This window comes from Acidimicrobiia bacterium (genome assembly GCA_041393965.1).
Taxonomy (GTDB): Bacteria; Actinomycetota; Acidimicrobiia; order Spongiisociales; family UBA5794; genus UBA5794.
The window spans coordinates 571,297-587,487 of the sequence record JAWKJB010000001.1 but is presented as its reverse complement, the minus strand read 5'-3'; the positions used below and the strand labels follow the sequence as shown (position 1 = coordinate 587,487).

Here is a 16,191-nt window from a genome sequence, read left to right as displayed (position 1 = left end):
TCGGTCCTGAGCCGTTTACGATCGCGGGCACCGTGGTACAACCCGGCACCCGCCACAAGCTCGAGATACCGATCGCCAATCTGATGTCGGGGACCCCGGTGTCGTTGCCGGCGCTCGTGTTTCACGGCGCTCGAAGGGGCCCAAAGCTGTGGCTCACCGGCGCGGTGCACGGCGACGAGCTGTGCGGTGTCGAGATCATCCGCAGCGTGCTCTCACGATGCGAGCCGGCGTCGATGGCTGGGACCATCGTGGCGGTCCCGATTGTCAATGTGCATGGGTTCAACACCGGGAGCCGGTATCTGCCGGACCGTAGGGACCTCAACCGCTCGTTCCCCGGCTCCCTTCGTGGCTCACTCGCCGCGAGAATCGCGAGGCTCCTGATGACCGAGGTGGTGGAACGGTGCGAGATCGGCATCGACTTCCATACGGGATCCGACGACCGGGAGAACCTCCCACAGATCCGCGCCAACCTCGACGATCCAGCCACCGAACAGCTCGCGAGGGCGTTCGCACCTCCCGTCATGATCCATTCACGACTCAGGGACGGATCGCTCCGCCAGGCCGCAACCGACCTCAGGGCGACCGTCCTGCTGTACGAAGGAGGTGCGGCCGAACGCTTCTCGTCAGCGGCGATCGCGGCAGGCGCGGCCGGGACTCTCCGAGTGCTCTCCCATCTCGGCATCCGCGACGGGGAGACGGCGAGGGGGGCAACGACCCTCACCGCCCGATCCTCGTCGTGGGTGCGCGCGACACGCTCGGGCATCCTGCATCTCGATGCCGCCCTCGGGGATCAGATCGGTCCAGGGGATGTGATCGCAACGATTCACGATCCGTTCGGAGCGCGTCTCGGGAAGGTCGCGGCACGCAAGGGCGGCCTGGTGATCGGGCGGAAACTCAACCCACTCGTCAACCGTGGCGATGCGATCGTCCATGTGGCCGCGCTGTCGAGCCCCTGACTACGCCGGTTCCTGCTCGATCCTGATCGGATCCGTGATCACGGTTCGTCCCGTTGGGTAGGCGAGTTCGACGGTGGGTTCGGCCGCGATCAGATCCAGGAGACGGCGCCAGATGGCATCGTCGACGCCACGACGGCTCCTCGCCTCGACGAGAAGTCTCCCGGTGAGGAGAACACCGCTCGCGGTCGTCGAGACATAGACGGTCGGTTTCAGCTCGCGATAGGTGATCAGGTAGTCCCGAGCCGCGCTCGCGGCACGCTGATGGGTTCGCAGCTCCTGTTCGGAGATGGCGACCGGTGCGAGACACTCAAGGATCATCTGCTCGGCGCGGGACCAATCCGATTCGAAGGTCACCAGCACGGGGACCTCGTGCCAGATGTGGAAAAAGCCCTCGGTGAAGTTCGCGGTCGGGTGCTTGAAGAGGGAGCCGTTCGGGATGTGGACGACTCTGCCGGTGGACTGGTCGGCATCGACCCAGTTGCGGATCTCGAGCACCGTGAATCGGAAGGCGCGAACATCGATGACATCGCCAGCCGTCCCGTTGATCTCGATGCGGTCGCCGACCTTGAAGGGACGCCGGAAGACGATGAACAGCCAGCCCGCAAGGTCAAGGAACACATCGGCGAGAGCGATCGCGATACCGGCGCTCACCAGGCCGAGGAAGGTCCCGAGATCGTCGAAGAACGGCAGCCACAGCCATGACATCGTGACCACGAAGATGACCGTTGCGACATAGGTCGCCGTCTTGCGGGCCCTGAACATGAGCTCGGGATCGACGATCTTCTTGCTGATCCAACGCGCGACGAGCCATCGCGCAACGAGCAACACAATCAACACGACGACGGTTGTCGTCACCCGGTACGCGACATCGGCAGAAATGCCGAGGGTGTCTTCGATCCACTGTCTCACGATCCCATCGTAGGGACTCCGCAACCGGCACGACCGCAAGGAGCCCAGGGAGCTTCAGATGCCATCCCCAGCTCTGGGGAACGGTCCCGCCGCTGCGGGCCATGGTTACTCTCGGAACGGTGATCGTGTGCTGTGGTGACGCAATCGTCGATGTGATCTCGGACGCCGTCCCGGGCGGTTCCAACCTCAACACGGCTGTCGCCGCCGCGAGGCTCGGCGCCCCGACTGCCTTCTTGGGACGAATCTCGACCGATGCCGACGGGGCGATGCTGGTCCGACACCTCGAGGATTCCGGCGTCGACCTGCGGCTGGTCGAACGCGGTCCGGAACCAACCGCACGAGCGATCGTGACGGTGGATCCGACGCCTTCGTTCCGGTTCGAGGCCGACGGTACCGCAGAGGCGAACCTCGAATCGGCGAGCCTCGATGTCATCGGACCGGGACCCCACATCATCCAAGGTGGGACCTTCGGCATGTATCGGGGCGCGACCGCTGCGACGCTGCACCGCCTCATCGCAGACAACCCGGGGCTTGTCGTCCTCGACCCGAATGTGCGGCCTTCGATCATTCCCGACCGATCGCTGTGGGATCTGTGGCACGAACGGTGGCTGGATCACACGGCGCTGTATCGCTGCTCCAACGAGGACCTCGACTGGATCTGGGGTGGGCGCTCGGAATCCTCGGTTGCCGGGGAGCTCCTCGATCGGGGAATCGCCGCGGTGGTTGTCACCAGCGCCGACGGATGCACCATCCACACTGCGGGCTGGGATGCCCGAGTCCCCGGTGTTTCGGTCGAGGTCGTCGATACCGTCGGGGCAGGCGACACCTTCACCGGGACCCTCCTTGCCGGGTTGCATGAGTCCAAGGTTCGCCAGCCCGAAGCCTTGCGGTTCCTGAACAAGGCGTCCTTCGTCGCCGCTGCCGAAGCGGCCGTCATCGCCGCCGGATTCGTGTGTACCCGCCAGGGCGCCGACCCGCCGTGGAAGGACGAACTCAGGGAGTTTCGGGCCCGGCTCGGTCGATGACCCGTGAGCCGGGGATCACTCCGATGCCGTCCGAAGAGCCGCCAGCACCTGCTCTTCGATCGCGGGCTCGTCGGTCCAGCGCTCCTCGAGGTTCTCGATTCCGACGAACGCCATCAGCGCCCCTCTTGCCTCGTCCCCGAATGCTGCGACCGCGTGGGGCAGGTGTCCGAGCCGGGCGAGGCGGTCCCCGATCTCGGATGCGAGCGCCTCGTCGATCGGGACAAAGACGAGATCTGACGGCCTCGGGAACAGCAGCCGGTGAATCTCGCAGAGACGCCCGAGTTCCACGACCGGCTCTGGGTGATCGTCGACCCGGAGATCCACGGCGACATCGGTGTCGCCGAGGTACCCACCACCTTCGCGAACGATGAGGATCGCTGCCGACTGGCGCCCGCGACGGTCACCTCCGGCGCGGTCCCCTGCGAGCAGCGCAGCAACGAGACGCGCTGTGAGGTCACCGGGTTCGTGGAACGCAGCCACCATGGCGTCGAGCACTTCGGGACCGGTGAGGATGTTGCCTTGGCAGGCGTAGCCGTCCCCGGTGCGTCCGCCTGCCCAAGGGAGGCACTCACCGCCGGTGAAGGTCGCTGCGCGCCCGCGGGCATCGACGACACCGAACTGGCGGTGTTCCCGACCGTCGTCGTTGGCCGTGAGGAGCTCGACCACGGCGCCAGGCGACATGCCGTTCGCGAGCAGCTCGAGCCCTCGTACCCCGTACCCGATGTTGGCGAGCGCCTGGGTCGCGATGGCACCGACGCCTGCGCTGGCCCATGGAACGACCGAACCTGCGGCGAGGAATTTTGAGGCCACCGCAACGCCCCATTCGGTGCCGTCGGACGCATCCGGGTCGTGTGCGACGATCGAAAAGGTCATGGAAAGAGACCAGTAGGGCCTCGCTCCGGGGCTACGACTGCGACTGCTTCCACGCTTCGTATGCCTTCGGGTACTTGTCGGGGTGGGAGCCGCGGACATGGGCAGACAGGCCGACCATGCCCTTGGTCACCCCTCCGCAGAACGGGCAGGCGACAGGTGGCTTCGGGGCGCTGCGGCCGTCACGCTTTGTGGATCCCGTCTTCGATCGAGTCTTGGATCGTGTCGGCGGCGTTGATGACACCGACTCGAGAGCCGCAATGGCCTCATCGATGCGGGCACACTCCTCGCCGAGGCGGTTCCGCTCCCCGTACAGTTCGGTCAGTGCTTTTTCGATGCTCATGACCACGAGCGTATCAGGTGCGTAGCGGGCTCGTCGCCGCCGCCGGGGTTCCGGGTGCCGCGTTCATGCGATGAATCGGACCGCCTTCGAGATCGGCTGCTCCTCGCGACCTGTCGGGTCGCGGGTTGCGCGGCCGGGGAGGAGCACGGAAAAGCAGGCCCCACCGAGTAGCTCGGAGGACCGGTAGGTCGTGACCCCGCCGTGGGCTTCGGCGATCGCCCGTACGACGGCGAGGCCGATACCGGATCCGGGGACGATCGCGTTGAGACGGTTCGGGCCACGCTCGAAACGCTCCCAGACTCGCATCTCGTGGCGACGCGGCACTCCTGGACCGTTGTCGTGAACCTCGACCGTGATGTCCGATCCGTCGGCGGTGATGCGCACGATGCGGCGTTCTCCCCCGTATCGCTCGGCGTTGGTGAGGAGGTTGACGAGGACCTGTTGCATACGGGACCGGTCGACGAATGCCCCGAGCGCTGGCTGACATTCGACTTCGACGCTTGACGGATCGATCCCTGCCGCGTGGAGCGCCGCCACCGTGAGGTCGACAACCCGGACCGGTTCGATGTCGAGGTCGATGCCCCCGTCCGAACCGCGGGCGAGCATCATCAGATCCGACACGATCGTCGCCATGTAGTCGGCCTGCTCATGGATGATCGACACCATCGACCGTTGCTCCCGCTCGAGCTCATCGTCGTTCTCCATGAGCAGATCGAGATAGCCGACGATGGCTGTCAGCGGGGTACGCAGTTCATGGGAGATGGTCGTGACGAGCAGATCCCGCTGCTCTTCGATGGTTGCGCGGTTGTCAACGATCGCAACACCTTGCCGTGCGATCACGAGCAGCCCGACAACGATGACGGCAACCACCAGGATGGGCTCGACGGTCTCTCCACCCCCGACGACTGCTTCGGCGACGAGGACGCCGAGCATGCCCACCGCGGGGACATACGGGGCAACCTGTGTCCACAGGGGCGGGTTGCGATCCGCATATTCGCGGCCGATGCTCGGCTGGCCTACCAGCGAAGCGGACGCGAAGTACAACCCGATCGCGATGAGGTTGATGACATACAGCGGGTTGGCGTCCTGGAACGAGCCGGTCTGACCAGAGGCAAAGAACGCGATGTCGCCGACCACCTGGAAAAACACGCCTGCGGTGAACAGGGCAACCCGGACATCGAACCGATGCCGCGACCGGCGAAGAAGCACCGACATCGCAACGGTGAGAACCGCGAGGTCCAAGAACGGGTAGAGGGCACCGATCGTCCGCGTGAGGGCGGAGGCGCCCGCGAGTCCCATCGTCATGTCCGCGAGCAGGAACACCCACAGCAATGCAGCTACCGAGACCGCTCCGATCAGCCCGTCGAGCAACATCCGCGCCCGTTGGAGGGGAGAACCCTGCGAGTAGGGAAGTGCCGCGGCGCCGACGATCACAAGGAGATAGGTCGTGAGGAAGAACAGGTCGGTCCAACCGAACGCAGGGGCATCGCCTTGAACGAAGTAGACGACCGCAACCACGATCACACCCATCGACGCGATGCACAGGCCCACACCGATGAGAGACCAAGCGACGCGTTCTCTGCCTGTGACCGACCGGGCCCGGTGGATGAACAACCAGCCGGCGATCCCCGATCCGACGAACACACCGAGCGCCCCTGCGGCGTCGGCAACATCTTTCGAACCGATGAGTGTCACGAGGCCGCAGAGCCCAAGGAACCCGAATACGGCCAGCGCGAAAGGCCCAAACCGCTGTTGGGTGCTGATTCGCTTCGCGCGCGGACGCAGGGATCGTGCCACGATTGAGTTATCGGTCGGGTCGACTCAGGAATGTAGGAGTTCAGCGCAGGTCGATGTGCCACTCCACAGGCACCACGAGGCCTTCGATGTTGCGTTTCAGGGAGGCCGTGAACCGATCGATATCGCTGTCGGGCTGAAACAGGGTTGTGGTGAATCGAATGCCGTCCATGCCCTTTGGCACAACCGGAAAACCCGACACATTCGTGTAGTACCCATCCACCATCATGCGTCGCCCGAGTTCGATCGCGTTCTCGGGTGTGCCGACCCTGACATACCACAGGGGTGTCCGCTCGAGGGAAAGGGCAGGAAGCTGATGCGCAACGAGGCGTTCACGCATCAGGTCGATCTTGGCGAGGAGTCGTTCCTCTCGCTCGTCGCGCTCGGGCGACAGGTGGATGTCGGCAGCAGCGACCGCAGCTCCCAGCTGCGCCGGATGCAGCGGTCCGGAGAAGGTGAAAGTGGCCCCGGCGAGCAGCACATGCTGGGCAAGCATCTCGTTGGGGAGCACGACGACCGACCCACCGGCTCCCCACGACTTCGCGAGGGACCCGATCACGATCATGCGTTCGTGGAAGCCCGCCTCGGCAAGCACATGGCCGATACCGTGCTGGCCCTTCCAACCGACGCCGTGCGCATCGTCGTAATACACATGGAGGTTCTCGAAGTCGTCGAGCAGCGACCGAACCTCCTCGGCGGGAGTCGTGTCCCCGTACATCGAGTACACGCCGTCCGCCAGATACCAAACGGCTCGGTGCTTGGGCGCGTCCGATTCGAGGGCGCCTCGCAGCGCACCCATGTCGTTGTGTGGGAGATCCCGCACGGTTGCACCGATCCCCCGCAGGACCCCTGCGGTCAGCTGAACCGAGGCGTGCACCTGGTGGTCGAGCAGGACAAGGTCTCCCGGTGCGATGAGCACCGGGAGCACCGACAGGTGCCCGAGTGTGGTGGTGGTCGGAACCAGGAGGCGGCCCTCAGGGAAGATCTTGCCGAGGCGGTCCTCGAGGTCGGTGTACAGGTCAACGGAGGTGTACGCGGCAGACGAGGAGAAGACGGGGCCGTACTGGTCGAGTGCCGCCTTCGCCGCGTCGATGAGGCGCTGGTCCGTGTTCAGTCCGAGGTAGCCGCACGATCCGTAGTTGGCGTACGGACGGCCACCGACGGTGATAGTTCTCCCGTCCCGCGACTGGTCCTCGACGCGCAGCCGGATCACCCCCCCGCGGACCGCCATCCCCAGGCGTTCCCTCACCAGTTCGAGCGCCCTGCGGCGATCGTGAGCAACCTTGGAGTCCACGGTCTCCTCTCTCTGTTGTCGGCTGGCCCGACGGTGACGGCACGGAGACCATACCCCCGCCAACCAGGATGCCCGCGGATTCCGGTGTTCACGCGTACCCAGGGCTCCCGTTCAACGAAAAGGTCAATGTGATGTCGCGGGACATCCCTCACACTTTTTGGCGATGTCGCGGGACATCCCTCACAGTTGGTTTGCCTGGTCGATCGTAGAGGGGTTGGGTTCTTTGGGTGGGGTCGAGTTCGAGTTGGCGGATGAGGTGGCCGTCGATGAAGATGTGGCATGTGGGTTCGGTGATGATCACGGTTGCTTGCATCGTGTTGTAGGCCGCTCCGATGGTGATGGTGAATCGCCCTGGGATTCTTGGAGGCTCTTGAGTGTGGAAAGATGAGAGTCATGTCAAGGGAAATCACACCAGGAAGGCCGACGACTCGTCGGTATACGAAAGAGGAGAAGGATCAGGCTGTCCGGCTGGTTTTCGAGCTCCGTAAGGAGCTTGGGACGAGCCAGGGCACGGTGGTTCGCGTCGCTGACCAGTTGGGGTATGGCCCCGAGTCTGTGCGTCGTTGGGTAGCTGACGCTGAGATCGAAGCAGGGGATGCCCCGGGCATGTCTGCTGCTGAGCGGGCAAAGATGAAGAAGCTGGAGCAGGAGAACCGTGAGCTGCGCCGTGCGAACGAGATCTTGAAGCGGGCTTCGGCTTTCTTTGCGGCGGAGCTCGACCGCCCACACAGATAATGGTCAAGTTCGTCGACGAGAATCGTGACGAGTTCGGGGTCGAGCCCATCTGCACCACGCTGGAGGTGGCCCCCTCAACGTATTACGACAACAAGAAGCGGCCCCTGTCCGCGAGCGCTGCGGGATGCGGTGATGATGCCGATCCTGTTGGCATTGTGGATCTCGAACCGGAAGGTGTATAGGGCTCACAAACTGTGGAAAGCAGCCCGGCGTGCCGGCCATGACATTGGCCGTGACCAGACGGCTCGTCTGATGAAACAGCTCGAAATCCAAGGTGTGTCACGGCATCGACGGGTTCGTACAACACGACCCGACGAGTCAGCCACACGCCCCCAAGACCTGGTGGATCGTGACTTCACCGCGGCTCGTCCGAACCGTCTGTGGGTAACAGACCTCACCTTTGTGTCGACCTGGTCGGGGGTGGCATACGTGTGTTTCATTGTTGACGCATTCAGCCGACGGATCGTTGGGTGGAGGGTTGCTTCCAACATGCGCACCCAGATGGTCCTCGACGCACTCGAGATGGCACGCTGGTCAGAGGCACCCGCCTTGAAGGCCTCGTTACGCATTCCGATGCCGGATCTCAATTCACGAGCGTCCGATACGGTGAACGTCTTGCCGAGATCGGAGCGGTGCCTTCGATCGGGTCGGTCGGTGATTCGTTCGATAACGCCCTGGCCGAAACAGTGAACGGTCTCTACAAGACCGAGTTGATCTACGGACCAGACCAAGGACCGTGGAGAACGGTCGAGGAAGTCGAACTCGCCACCTTGGGGTGGGTGCACTGGTACAACACCGAGCGGCTCCACAGCCACTGCAGCGATATCCCACCAGCCGAATACGAGGAGGCCCGCTACGCTGAACTAGCCACAACTGGCAAGTAAGGAAACCAAACAAAACGGTCTCCATCAAACCCAGTGTGATTCAGGTGGCGGCGGGTGTTCGGTGTCCGAGTCGGGCTTGGTGACGGTTCCGGTTGTAGAAGGTTTCGATGTATTCAGAACAGGACGGTGCGCAGCTGGGAGCGGGTCATCTGTGACCAGTCGCCCTAGATGTGTCGGATCTCGCGCTTGATGGTTGCCCAGGTGGTCTCCATGGCGGCGTTGTCGTAGCAGTTCCCGGTCCTCGAGAACGATGGTGCAATGCCCCAGCCGGCCATTCGGTTCGAGAACTCCAGGCTCGTGTATTGGGATCCCCGGTCGGCGTGATGGATGAGTTCATCGTCTGGGTGGCGCCGGCCGAGCGCCATGACCAGGGCGTTGACGGCCAGGTCGGTGGTCTGACGCACCCCATGGACCAGCCAACGATCGACTGATCACAGAGGTCCTTGATGCCTGCGAGGTAGAGGGTGCCGTCCCAACAGGCGAACTCGGTGATGTCAGCAACCCATCGCTGATCCGGTGCCTCGGCGGTGAAGTCGCGTTGGAGCCGGTCTGGTGCTGGTGCCGTGTTCGGTCGTCCTTTCCGCCACTTGCGGCGCCCGTGAACACCCACGAGACCCTCAGCAGCCATGAGGCGAGCGACCCGCTTGCGGCCTACCTGGATGCCTCGATGCCGTAGCTGGCCACAGACCCGCGGTGCCCCATAGGTGCCGTGAGACGCCGTATGGATATCGACGATCTCAACGGTGAGTGCAGCGTCGTCGCGGTCACGTTGGGACGGCTCCCGGCTCCGCCACTCGTAGAACGTTGAACGAGGCACCCCAGCAAGTGCACAGAGCCTGGTGACCGGATACCGATCGGCATGCTCGGAGACGAACCGTCGGCTCACCTGTTCGTCTCCCGAGCGAAATACGCTGCCGCCTTGCGGAGGATCTCCCGATCCAGACGCAACTCTCGATTCTCCTTCCGGAGCCGCTCGAGCTCAGCACGCTCATCAGGATCAAGACCCGACTCGGCTTCGGCACGAGCCGCCTTGACCCACGCTGCAAGCGTGTTATCCGAAATCCCCAACGACCGAGCAACCTCGACCCTTGGACGGTCAGACGACCGATACAACTCGACAGCTTCCCTCCGGAACTCCTCCGGATACTTGCTTGGACGACCCATCGAAGGGCTCCTTCCCCTGAGACTCACCCCAGGATCGGGTGTCCAACAAACCGGGTCAACTCCAAACGAATCACAACCACAGGTGTGAGGGATGCCCCGCGACATCAACATCGACAGTGTGAGGGATGTCCTGAAACAGCACATCAACGAAAAGGTCAACTCTGGCCCACAGAACGGGGCTGACCGCAGTTGCCAGGTCCCGCAAGGGGTCGGACAGCCGTGATCGGTCCAGCGCGGCGTCGCAGAGCCCGTGGTCGGACGGCACTCCTATGATCGCGACATCAGCTTCGATGTGGCGGGCAATCCTGCTGCGGCGGACCACATCGGACCGAAGGTAGGAAGGAAGTCTGCATGGCCCGGATACGCCCCTTGACGAAAGAAGAGGTGTCAGGCGAGGTTCGCAAGGTGCTCGAGGCCAGCGAACGATGGCTGGGTGAACCAGTCGTGCCGACCGGCATTCAGGCACACTGCCCTCCGATCCTCCAAGCGAGCCGTGCACTCGGCGACGCCCCGGCGAGAAGTGGCCTGCTCGATGCTCAGCTGCGGTCCCTCGCCTGTCTGCGTGCTGCCGAGATGGTGGGGTGCCCCTTCTGAATGGATACCAACACTGCCGGGAGCAGTGAAAACGGTGCATCCGACGCCAAGATCGCGGCGCTCGGGAGCTTCCGCACCAGCAACCTCTTCACGGAGGCAGAACGAGCTGCCCTCGAGCTCACCGAGGCGATGACACGCACACCCGCGAATGTGACAGACGAAATCTTCGCAGCGGTCCGTATCCACTTCGATGAGGCCCAAACCGTCGAACTCGTCGCGACGATCGCGATGGAGAACTATCGCGCTCGCATGAATCGGGCGTTCGGTGTTGAAGCGCAGGGACTGTGTGAGCGACGAGGCATCACGCCGCCTCCATCGTCGTAGCGACAAGCGTGAGCCGGATGACGCCGCTCCGAGACCCCCGCGCCTCCATACCCAGGGTATCTGGCCACCGACATTTCGCTTGAATTCTCCCTACGCGTGTAGTAGTAATAGAATTAATAGTTCTAGCGAACGATGGAATAAATGGGATGACCGCCCCAAGCCAGCTCCCCGGCATGAACACGATCCCCGCCATTCACACCGATCTCGGTGAGGGCATCGACCTCGGCTACACGGTGGAGGTCCGTACCTCGACACCCTTCCTCCCGAAGGTTGCGTTCGTGACGATCACCCTCGCATCGATCGCAGGGGCCATCTTCACGGGGCGCTCCTTCGGACTCGGATTGGGCCTCGGGCTGATGCGCTGGTTCATCCTGTGGACGATGGCGCTGACCCTCGGGTTCGCCGCCTGGAGAACCATGTACCTACGAACCACTGAGAAGGGACTCAGCGACGAACGGATGCGACCTCTGGCTGACAGCGCCCTTGCGCATGCCCGGCCCATCAGCCGGATCCTCGCCGCCTTCGCCACCGTTTCGACGGCCGCCGTCGCGTTCGTCCCCTACTTGAGCACGACCCAGCAGCTCTGGCTGATGATCGCCACCGGCGCCACAGCCGCACTGCTGTGGCGTGGAGTGGCAACCCGCCGAAGCGGAGCGGTGATCGTTGCAGGAGCCGCCGCCCAGGCCGCCATGTGGGGGTCGTTTGACGCGGCTGCCGGTCTTCCCGAAGTCGTCAGGACCCTCCATCTCGTCGCATTCGGACTCTGGCTCGGAGGCGCCCTGTGGAACCTCGGCGTTGCGATCCCCGCGGGACGCGATCATCCCACCATCGAAGCGGTCATCGCGCTCGCCCGACAGCTGCAACGGTTCCGTTGGGTGGTGCGGTTCGCGATGCCCACGGTGATCATCACGGGACTCATCCAGACCGATGTGTACCGCGCCATGCCGGCGGACTGGTGGATGTCGATGCCGGGGATCCTCATTCCTGCCAAGGTGCTCTTGATCGTCGCCCTGATCGGGATCTTCATCACCTGCCCGCTGTACCGGCAATGCTCGCCTGTCACCGGGGTGTGCCGGGTCGAGGACCTCGACGACACGGCCCCCGACCGATGACAACGGCTCGACCATGACAACGGCTCGGGACAAACGGCTCGACAATCGAAAAGCACCATGCGCTACAGGGCTGATCCGCGCTGACAAGCTGATGCGATCCCTGCCGTCCGGTTCCCGCGTCGAAATCCTCAGCCGGGATCGTTTCGCGCCGACCGAAATCTCCTTGTGGGCCGAACGCGACGGGTACCGAGCCCTCGAGGCTGATCGCGCAGGCATGTGGCCATTCCGCTATCACCGCTTCCTCGTCGCCAAGTAGGGCACTCCCGACCGGGAGCACCAGCGGCAACGCTTGCGTCGATCCAGTGTGTCCGGTGATCAGGCCAGGCTTGTGAACACGACTCGAACCAAGTCGCGGCTACTCGGAGAGGACCTCTCGCCGGCGGCGGTACTCGTCCTCGTCGATCTCGCCTTTCGCAAACCGCTGTGCGAGGATCTCGACGGCACTCGGTGGCGCGGGGGACGATGCGCTGGATGCCGACGACCCGGATGCTGCGATGCTGCGGACGATCGCCCAGATAATGGCTGCGGCGACGATCGTCCAGAAGCCCATCATCAGCCACCATCCCCCTCCACTCATATGTCCGTACTCGAAAGTCATTGCCATCATGCCGTGTCCAATCGACGGGAAGCTCCACTACGACTCTAGGTAGTAGATCAGCGTACTGTGCGAACGCTCATGGTGGGTACGGCTCGAAGCCGAAGATTCGCTGATTCTCCCTCACGAAAGCGATGATCGCGTCAAGATCGTCGTCGCTCAGCCCGGGTACCGGGGCCATGTCACCGAACGGCCAATGATGCTGTGTGACGCCGTTCCTTGCTGCGAGTACGAACGCTGCATCACCGTGATGGTTCGGTTCATAGACAACCGAGAGGTGGGAGGGCCCGGTATCGGTTCCTCGGAGATCGGATCCGTGGCATTCGGCACAGTGTGCCTGATAGAGATCATCTCCTGCCGCGACGAGGTCGGGGTCTTGCACCGGAATCCCGGTGCCTGCGTCGGTGTCGGACGGGGATCCACTCCCGAAGAACACCACCGCGACGACCATCACCACTGTCAGAGTTCCAATCGCGATCCAGGTGGCGTGCTTCTTCAAGCGATGCTCCCGAGGACGAGGGCCAGCGGTGCGGATGTGGTCGTTGCCGATGTCGCTTTCGAGTTGGCCATGTCGCTTCCCTGTTCTCGTTTGGTCTAGAGGAACCAGAATCGGACGAGTGTCCACGCTGACACCCCAGCGAGTGTGGACGCTACCGCGTACAATGCTGCCCGAAGAGCCGCATTCGGTGTCTCGGCTATCGCCAGCGCGTCGACCCGGTCGGCAAGGTCGCCCGATGTGAAGGCTGCGACTCCCGGATGGGGGTTCATGCCGCTCAGCGTGAGAAGTGCCGACCTTGTCGCGGCATGATCCGATGTTGCCGCATCCGCAGCCCGTTCCAACCCCGCGCGGGCCACCTCGGTGAGTCGCCGCAACGGTGCAAGCACGACTGACAGCGGTTCGACCATTGCGATGAGTGCCAGGTCGGAGCGATGTCCGAGACGGAGATGTGCGGCCTCATGTTCGACAACGGCGACAAGCTCTCGGACACTCAGCTTCGCCATGAGCCCCTCCGAGATCACAATCTGGCGGTGCTGTCTCGTGCCGACGGCATAGGCGATGCTGTGTGCCGTCGCCAGGATGATCAACTCATGGTCACCGCGGTCAATGTGGATGCCAAGCGACGGTTCGACCGCGAGGATTCGCTCGAGGTTCCGGGTCCGCCGGTACCCGATCGCGAAGGAACCGACCACCACGAACGCAACAGCCGCCGATACCCATCCGACGATGGCATCTCCCGGGAAGAAGTGCCGATCAGGCAGCTCGACGCCGGCAATGGCTCGTGCGACCGGAACGGCGCATGCGACGAGCGCGACGAGCAGGAGCGCAAGGCCGGTGATCATCGTCACGGAGTTGTACCGGGTGAGTTGGGTGGGGCTGAACGCCGTCCTAAACCGTCTGGACACGAGCGGCATGGCAACGAGACCGATGGTGGCGACGAGAACTCCTTCCGCGAGCAGATCCTGGATCATGGGCCCTCCAGATACTCGCGGAGGCGCCTGCGCTCGGACGCCGACAGTTGCTCGGTGAACCGCGCCAGCGCACGACTGCGATCACCAGCAGTATCGAGGATCTCCTCCATTCGTGCAGCGGCATGTTCACTGCGCGTGAGGACTGGTTGATACGAGTAGGCCCGCCCTGAGCGCTCGCGTTCGACGCGGCCCTTCTTCCACAACCGCGCGAGGACGGTCATCACGGTGGTGTATTGAACGGCATGCTCAGATGGCAAGTCCTCGAGAACTTCGCGGGGTGTCATCCCACCTGCCGCGCCCCACAGAACCTCCATGACAGCGTTCTCAAGAAACGGATCTTTGGCCATGGCGTACGCCCTCTTCGTGCTTTGTCGCCTCGGGCAATGCTACTACACTGCGTAGCACATTGGGCGCGAACCGACACACGGCCGATCGGCACGGAGTAGAGCCGACCTGTGTGCTCGGACGGATGAAAGAGTAGGTTTACATCATCGGTGACGGATCTGACGCCAGTGCGGATCGTGACAGCGTGGCGGTCCTTCTTTCGGCGTGGTTCGAGCGCGCAGGAACGGCTTCGATGGAACTGCCCACCGGCTGGTTTGGTCGACCCCGTGACAACATGCACCGGCTGACATGGTCCACCGTTCGTGATCACAAGGTCTTCGTGGAGTTCGACGGCCAAGTTCACCTGCTCCTCGCCGATGCCGAAGTGATCGAGGACACAACACCAGTGCTTGCACTCCGGTGCAGCCAGCTGGTTGTCGATTGGCGTGAGTTCGGGACGAATCGGCGTCACGCTGAAGTTCATGACAAAGGCGGCGTGGTCAGATTCCACGCGTCCGACCCTTGAGCAAGGGAGACACACAGATCGCAGCGCATCTCCGTGTTTCGGCAATCGTTGCTGGATTCCGCGCTGGTACCGCCAACGATCCGCCGATTACGATGCCAGACGACGCCGCATCATCAGGAGACCAATGGCACAGTCGGAGAAGCGGGCGTGGGTTCCTCCACGATGGTTGGTTCGATTCGCCTGGTCGACCCATCGGGGTATCTATCGCATGACCGGTGGCCGTATCGGTCTGTCTCGCCCGAAGCCTGGGAAGTGGGGCACGGCCCGGCTCACCACCACGGGACGCCGCTCCGGCAAGGAGCGAAGCGTCATGATCGGTTACTTCGAGGATGGCCCAAACCTCGTCACGATGGCGATGAACGGATGGTCTGCCGGCGAACCGGCCTGGTGGCTCAACCTTCAGGCGAATCCCGCCGCCGCCGTACAGCTCGCAGACGGACGACAGACGGTGAAGGGCCGCGCCGCAGCCGGAGAGGAGCGGTCGCGACTGTGGGACCGGTGGCGCAGCATCGATGACAACCTCGATGCGTATGCCGCGCGCCGATCGGGCGAAACTGCGGTGGTCATCCTCGAACCCACCGAATAGTGCGGCGCTTGCGGCGCGTTCGCCCTTGCGACGATCCGCTCGTGAATGACGGCGGCTCCCCGGTGAACTGCGAAGCCCGCGTCCGAAGACTTCGCAGCTGAAGTCGTGACGGCGACATTCAGTGTGGTTTCCGCGATGCGCTGCGTCGCCGCCGTGATGCTGATCTGGGGAGTCGCATCGCTGTACATCAACCACGCAGGCACAAGTGGCCGCTTCGGTCTCTTCGCAGCATTCGCCACAGTCGCATCACTCGTGATGCTGTCCGGCGGATACTTCACTGACCTGTTCACTGCACGATCGATCAGCCCCACGCCCCCGAGGTGCTCAACGGCGCCGTCGACACGCCATCGGTCGGTATCGGGTTCCTGCTCGTGTGGGGTCTGCTGATCGTCGCCTTCGTGCTGCTCGGTGTCTCGCTGCTGCGCTCGAAGGTGTACGCGAAGTGGGTGGGCTACGCAAGCCCGGATGGCTCCCAAGCGGCAGAAGGCCAGCGAGCTTCCATCGACCTAAGCCCTTGCAGTACAAGCGTGGCGCTTGGGATTTCACCTCACGACGGTTCGCGTCGTTGACGGTCGTTTTCCAGTGTCTCGCGGCCCAGCCGCGGCCCAGATCCCTGGGCACGGCGGACGAGAACGAGCTGCGCCGCGGCACCGGTGCCTTGGTGAAAGGCCCCTCCAACGTGAATT

Annotated in this window: 20 protein-coding genes, 1 pseudogene and 1 other annotated feature; of the genes and pseudogenes, 10 read left to right on the top strand and 11 right to left on the bottom strand. The window is 63.6% G+C overall.

The genetic code is table 11. The annotated features are described in order from the left end of the window. Window positions 1–32 precede the first annotated feature (32 nt). Window positions 33–956 (top strand): succinylglutamate desuccinylase/aspartoacylase family protein, encoded by a 924-nt coding sequence (locus R2823_03145; GenBank protein ID MEZ5175182.1) that lies wholly within the window; start codon window positions 33–35, stop codon window positions 954–956. Here the strand turns inward: R2823_03145 and R2823_03140 are convergent, their stop codons facing one another. Beyond that, window positions 957–1,865, bottom strand: coding sequence for a mechanosensitive ion channel (locus R2823_03140; GenBank protein ID MEZ5175181.1), 909 nt, complete (start codon window positions 1,863–1,865; stop codon window positions 957–959). 101 nt (window positions 1,866–1,966) lie between these two features. On the opposite strand from R2823_03140, the gene R2823_03135 reads away from it, so the two are divergent. After that, window positions 1,967–2,890 (top strand): PfkB family carbohydrate kinase, encoded by a 924-nt coding sequence (locus tag R2823_03135; protein ID MEZ5175180.1) that lies wholly within the window; start codon window positions 1,967–1,969, stop codon window positions 2,888–2,890. 15 nt (window positions 2,891–2,905) lie between these two features. Here R2823_03135 and R2823_03130 read toward each other — a convergent pair whose 3' ends face one another. The 4 genes from R2823_03130 to R2823_03115 all read right to left on the bottom strand — a co-directional run bounded on the left by R2823_03130 (window position 2,906) and on the right by R2823_03115 (window position 7,191). After that, the gene (locus tag R2823_03130; protein ID MEZ5175179.1) at window positions 2,906–3,763 is read right to left on the bottom strand and encodes a DUF1028 domain-containing protein; all 858 of its coding nucleotides are present in this window, start codon (window positions 3,761–3,763) and stop codon (window positions 2,906–2,908) included. 31 nt (window positions 3,764–3,794) lie between these two features. Then, window positions 3,795–4,103: a hypothetical protein gene (locus R2823_03125; protein ID MEZ5175178.1), complete on the bottom strand. Its 309-nt coding sequence runs from the start codon at window positions 4,101–4,103 to the stop codon at window positions 3,795–3,797. Between the two features lie 63 nt (window positions 4,104–4,166). Further along, the gene (locus R2823_03120) at window positions 4,167–5,900 is read right to left on the bottom strand and encodes a HAMP domain-containing sensor histidine kinase (GenBank protein MEZ5175177.1); all 1,734 of its coding nucleotides are present in this window, start codon (window positions 5,898–5,900) and stop codon (window positions 4,167–4,169) included. Window positions 5,901–5,940: 40 nt separating this feature from the next. Next, window positions 5,941–7,191, bottom strand: a complete 1,251-nt coding sequence (locus tag R2823_03115) for an aminotransferase class I/II-fold pyridoxal phosphate-dependent enzyme (protein ID MEZ5175176.1) — start codon at window positions 7,189–7,191, stop codon at window positions 5,941–5,943. Window positions 7,192–7,584: 393 nt separating this feature from the next. Between R2823_03115 and R2823_03110 the strand changes: the two are divergent. Next, window positions 7,585–8,810 (top strand): annotated as a pseudogene (locus R2823_03110) (IS3 family transposase). After that, window positions 7,887–8,000: a sequence feature (AL1L pseudoknot), on the top strand. Its footprint overlaps the pseudogene before it by 114 nt. Before the next feature lie 164 nt (window positions 8,811–8,974). Here the strand turns inward: R2823_03110 and R2823_03105 are convergent. Then, complete coding sequence (locus R2823_03105) at window positions 8,975–9,214, bottom strand: hypothetical protein (protein MEZ5175175.1); 240 nt, start codon at window positions 9,212–9,214, stop codon at window positions 8,975–8,977. Between the two features lie 478 nt (window positions 9,215–9,692). Further along, window positions 9,693–9,974, bottom strand: coding sequence for a transposase (locus R2823_03100; protein MEZ5175174.1), 282 nt, complete (start codon window positions 9,972–9,974; stop codon window positions 9,693–9,695). A gap of 351 nt (window positions 9,975–10,325) precedes the next feature. Here R2823_03100 and R2823_03095 point away from each other — a divergent pair, with 351 nt between their 5' ends. The 4 genes from R2823_03095 (at window position 10,326) to R2823_03080 (ending at window position 12,260) form a co-directional block, all read left to right on the top strand. Then, window positions 10,326–10,568 carry a hypothetical protein gene (locus tag R2823_03095; GenBank protein MEZ5175173.1) on the top strand — a complete coding sequence of 81 codons (243 nt, stop codon included), beginning with the start codon at window positions 10,326–10,328 and terminating at the stop codon, window positions 10,566–10,568. Beyond that, window positions 10,569–10,892: a hypothetical protein gene (locus R2823_03090; GenBank protein ID MEZ5175172.1), complete on the top strand. Its 324-nt coding sequence runs from the start codon at window positions 10,569–10,571 to the stop codon at window positions 10,890–10,892. A gap of 146 nt (window positions 10,893–11,038) precedes the next feature. Beyond that, window positions 11,039–12,004: a hypothetical protein gene (locus R2823_03085; protein ID MEZ5175171.1), complete on the top strand. Its 966-nt coding sequence runs from the start codon at window positions 11,039–11,041 to the stop codon at window positions 12,002–12,004. 13 nt (window positions 12,005–12,017) lie between these two features. Continuing rightward, window positions 12,018–12,260 (top strand): sulfurtransferase TusA family protein, encoded by a 243-nt coding sequence (locus tag R2823_03080; GenBank protein ID MEZ5175170.1) that lies wholly within the window; start codon window positions 12,018–12,020, stop codon window positions 12,258–12,260. A gap of 99 nt (window positions 12,261–12,359) precedes the next feature. Here R2823_03080 and R2823_03075 read toward each other — a convergent pair whose 3' ends face one another. From R2823_03075 to R2823_03060, 4 genes are all read right to left on the bottom strand, one after another. Continuing rightward, window positions 12,360–12,611, bottom strand: coding sequence for an SHOCT domain-containing protein (locus R2823_03075; protein ID MEZ5175169.1), 252 nt, complete (start codon window positions 12,609–12,611; stop codon window positions 12,360–12,362). Window positions 12,612–12,678: 67 nt separating this feature from the next. Beyond that, complete coding sequence (locus R2823_03070; protein ID MEZ5175168.1) at window positions 12,679–13,098, bottom strand: cytochrome c; 420 nt, start codon at window positions 13,096–13,098, stop codon at window positions 12,679–12,681. Between the two features lie 95 nt (window positions 13,099–13,193). Beyond that, window positions 13,194–14,069, bottom strand: coding sequence for a M48 family metalloprotease (locus tag R2823_03065; GenBank protein MEZ5175167.1), 876 nt, complete (start codon window positions 14,067–14,069; stop codon window positions 13,194–13,196). After that, complete coding sequence (locus R2823_03060; protein ID MEZ5175166.1) at window positions 14,066–14,416, bottom strand: BlaI/MecI/CopY family transcriptional regulator; 351 nt, start codon at window positions 14,414–14,416, stop codon at window positions 14,066–14,068. Before R2823_03060 ends, R2823_03065 begins: the two co-directional genes overlap by 4 nt. 230 nt (window positions 14,417–14,646) lie before the next feature. On the opposite strand from R2823_03060, the gene R2823_03055 reads away from it, so the two are divergent. The 3 genes from R2823_03055 (at window position 14,647) to R2823_03045 (ending at window position 16,074) form a co-directional block, all read left to right on the top strand. Continuing rightward, a complete protein-coding gene (locus tag R2823_03055) occupies window positions 14,647–14,919 on the top strand; it encodes a hypothetical protein (protein MEZ5175165.1) in 273 nt (90 codons plus the stop codon). A gap of 208 nt (window positions 14,920–15,127) precedes the next feature. After that, window positions 15,128–15,505: a nitroreductase/quinone reductase family protein gene (locus R2823_03050; GenBank protein ID MEZ5175164.1), complete on the top strand. Its 378-nt coding sequence runs from the start codon at window positions 15,128–15,130 to the stop codon at window positions 15,503–15,505. Between the two features lie 320 nt (window positions 15,506–15,825). Next, window positions 15,826–16,074: a hypothetical protein gene (locus tag R2823_03045; protein ID MEZ5175163.1), complete on the top strand. Its 249-nt coding sequence runs from the start codon at window positions 15,826–15,828 to the stop codon at window positions 16,072–16,074. Window positions 16,075–16,191: the final 117 nt, after the last annotated feature.

Bases quoted from the DNA above. Each gene is read 5' to 3' on its own strand.
- R2823_03135 (MEZ5175180.1), top strand. From the start codon at position 1,967: ATGGTTACTCTCGGAACGGTGATCGTGTGCTGTGGTGACGCAATCGTC.
- R2823_03130 (MEZ5175179.1), bottom strand. From the start codon at position 3,763: ATGACCTTTTCGATCGTCGCACACGACCCGGATGCGTCCGACGGCACC.
- R2823_03125 (MEZ5175178.1), bottom strand. From the start codon at position 4,103: ATGAGCATCGAAAAAGCACTGACCGAACTGTACGGGGAGCGGAACCGC.
- R2823_03100 (MEZ5175174.1), bottom strand. From the start codon at position 9,974: ATGGGTCGTCCAAGCAAGTATCCGGAGGAGTTCCGGAGGGAAGCTGTC.
- R2823_03095 (MEZ5175173.1), top strand. From the start codon at position 10,326: ATGGCCCGGATACGCCCCTTGACGAAAGAAGAGGTGTCAGGCGAGGTT.
- R2823_03090 (MEZ5175172.1), top strand. From the start codon at position 10,569: ATGGATACCAACACTGCCGGGAGCAGTGAAAACGGTGCATCCGACGCC.
- R2823_03085 (MEZ5175171.1), top strand. From the start codon at position 11,039: ATGACCGCCCCAAGCCAGCTCCCCGGCATGAACACGATCCCCGCCATT.
- R2823_03080 (MEZ5175170.1), top strand. From the start codon at position 12,018: ATGACAACGGCTCGGGACAAACGGCTCGACAATCGAAAAGCACCATGC.
- R2823_03075 (MEZ5175169.1), bottom strand. From the start codon at position 12,611: ATGATGGCAATGACTTTCGAGTACGGACATATGAGTGGAGGGGGATGG.
- R2823_03065 (MEZ5175167.1), bottom strand. From the start codon at position 14,069: ATGATCCAGGATCTGCTCGCGGAAGGAGTTCTCGTCGCCACCATCGGT.
- R2823_03060 (MEZ5175166.1), bottom strand. From the start codon at position 14,416: ATGGCCAAAGATCCGTTTCTTGAGAACGCTGTCATGGAGGTTCTGTGG.
- R2823_03055 (MEZ5175165.1), top strand. From the start codon at position 14,647: ATGGAACTGCCCACCGGCTGGTTTGGTCGACCCCGTGACAACATGCAC.
- R2823_03050 (MEZ5175164.1), top strand. From the start codon at position 15,128: ATGACCGGTGGCCGTATCGGTCTGTCTCGCCCGAAGCCTGGGAAGTGG.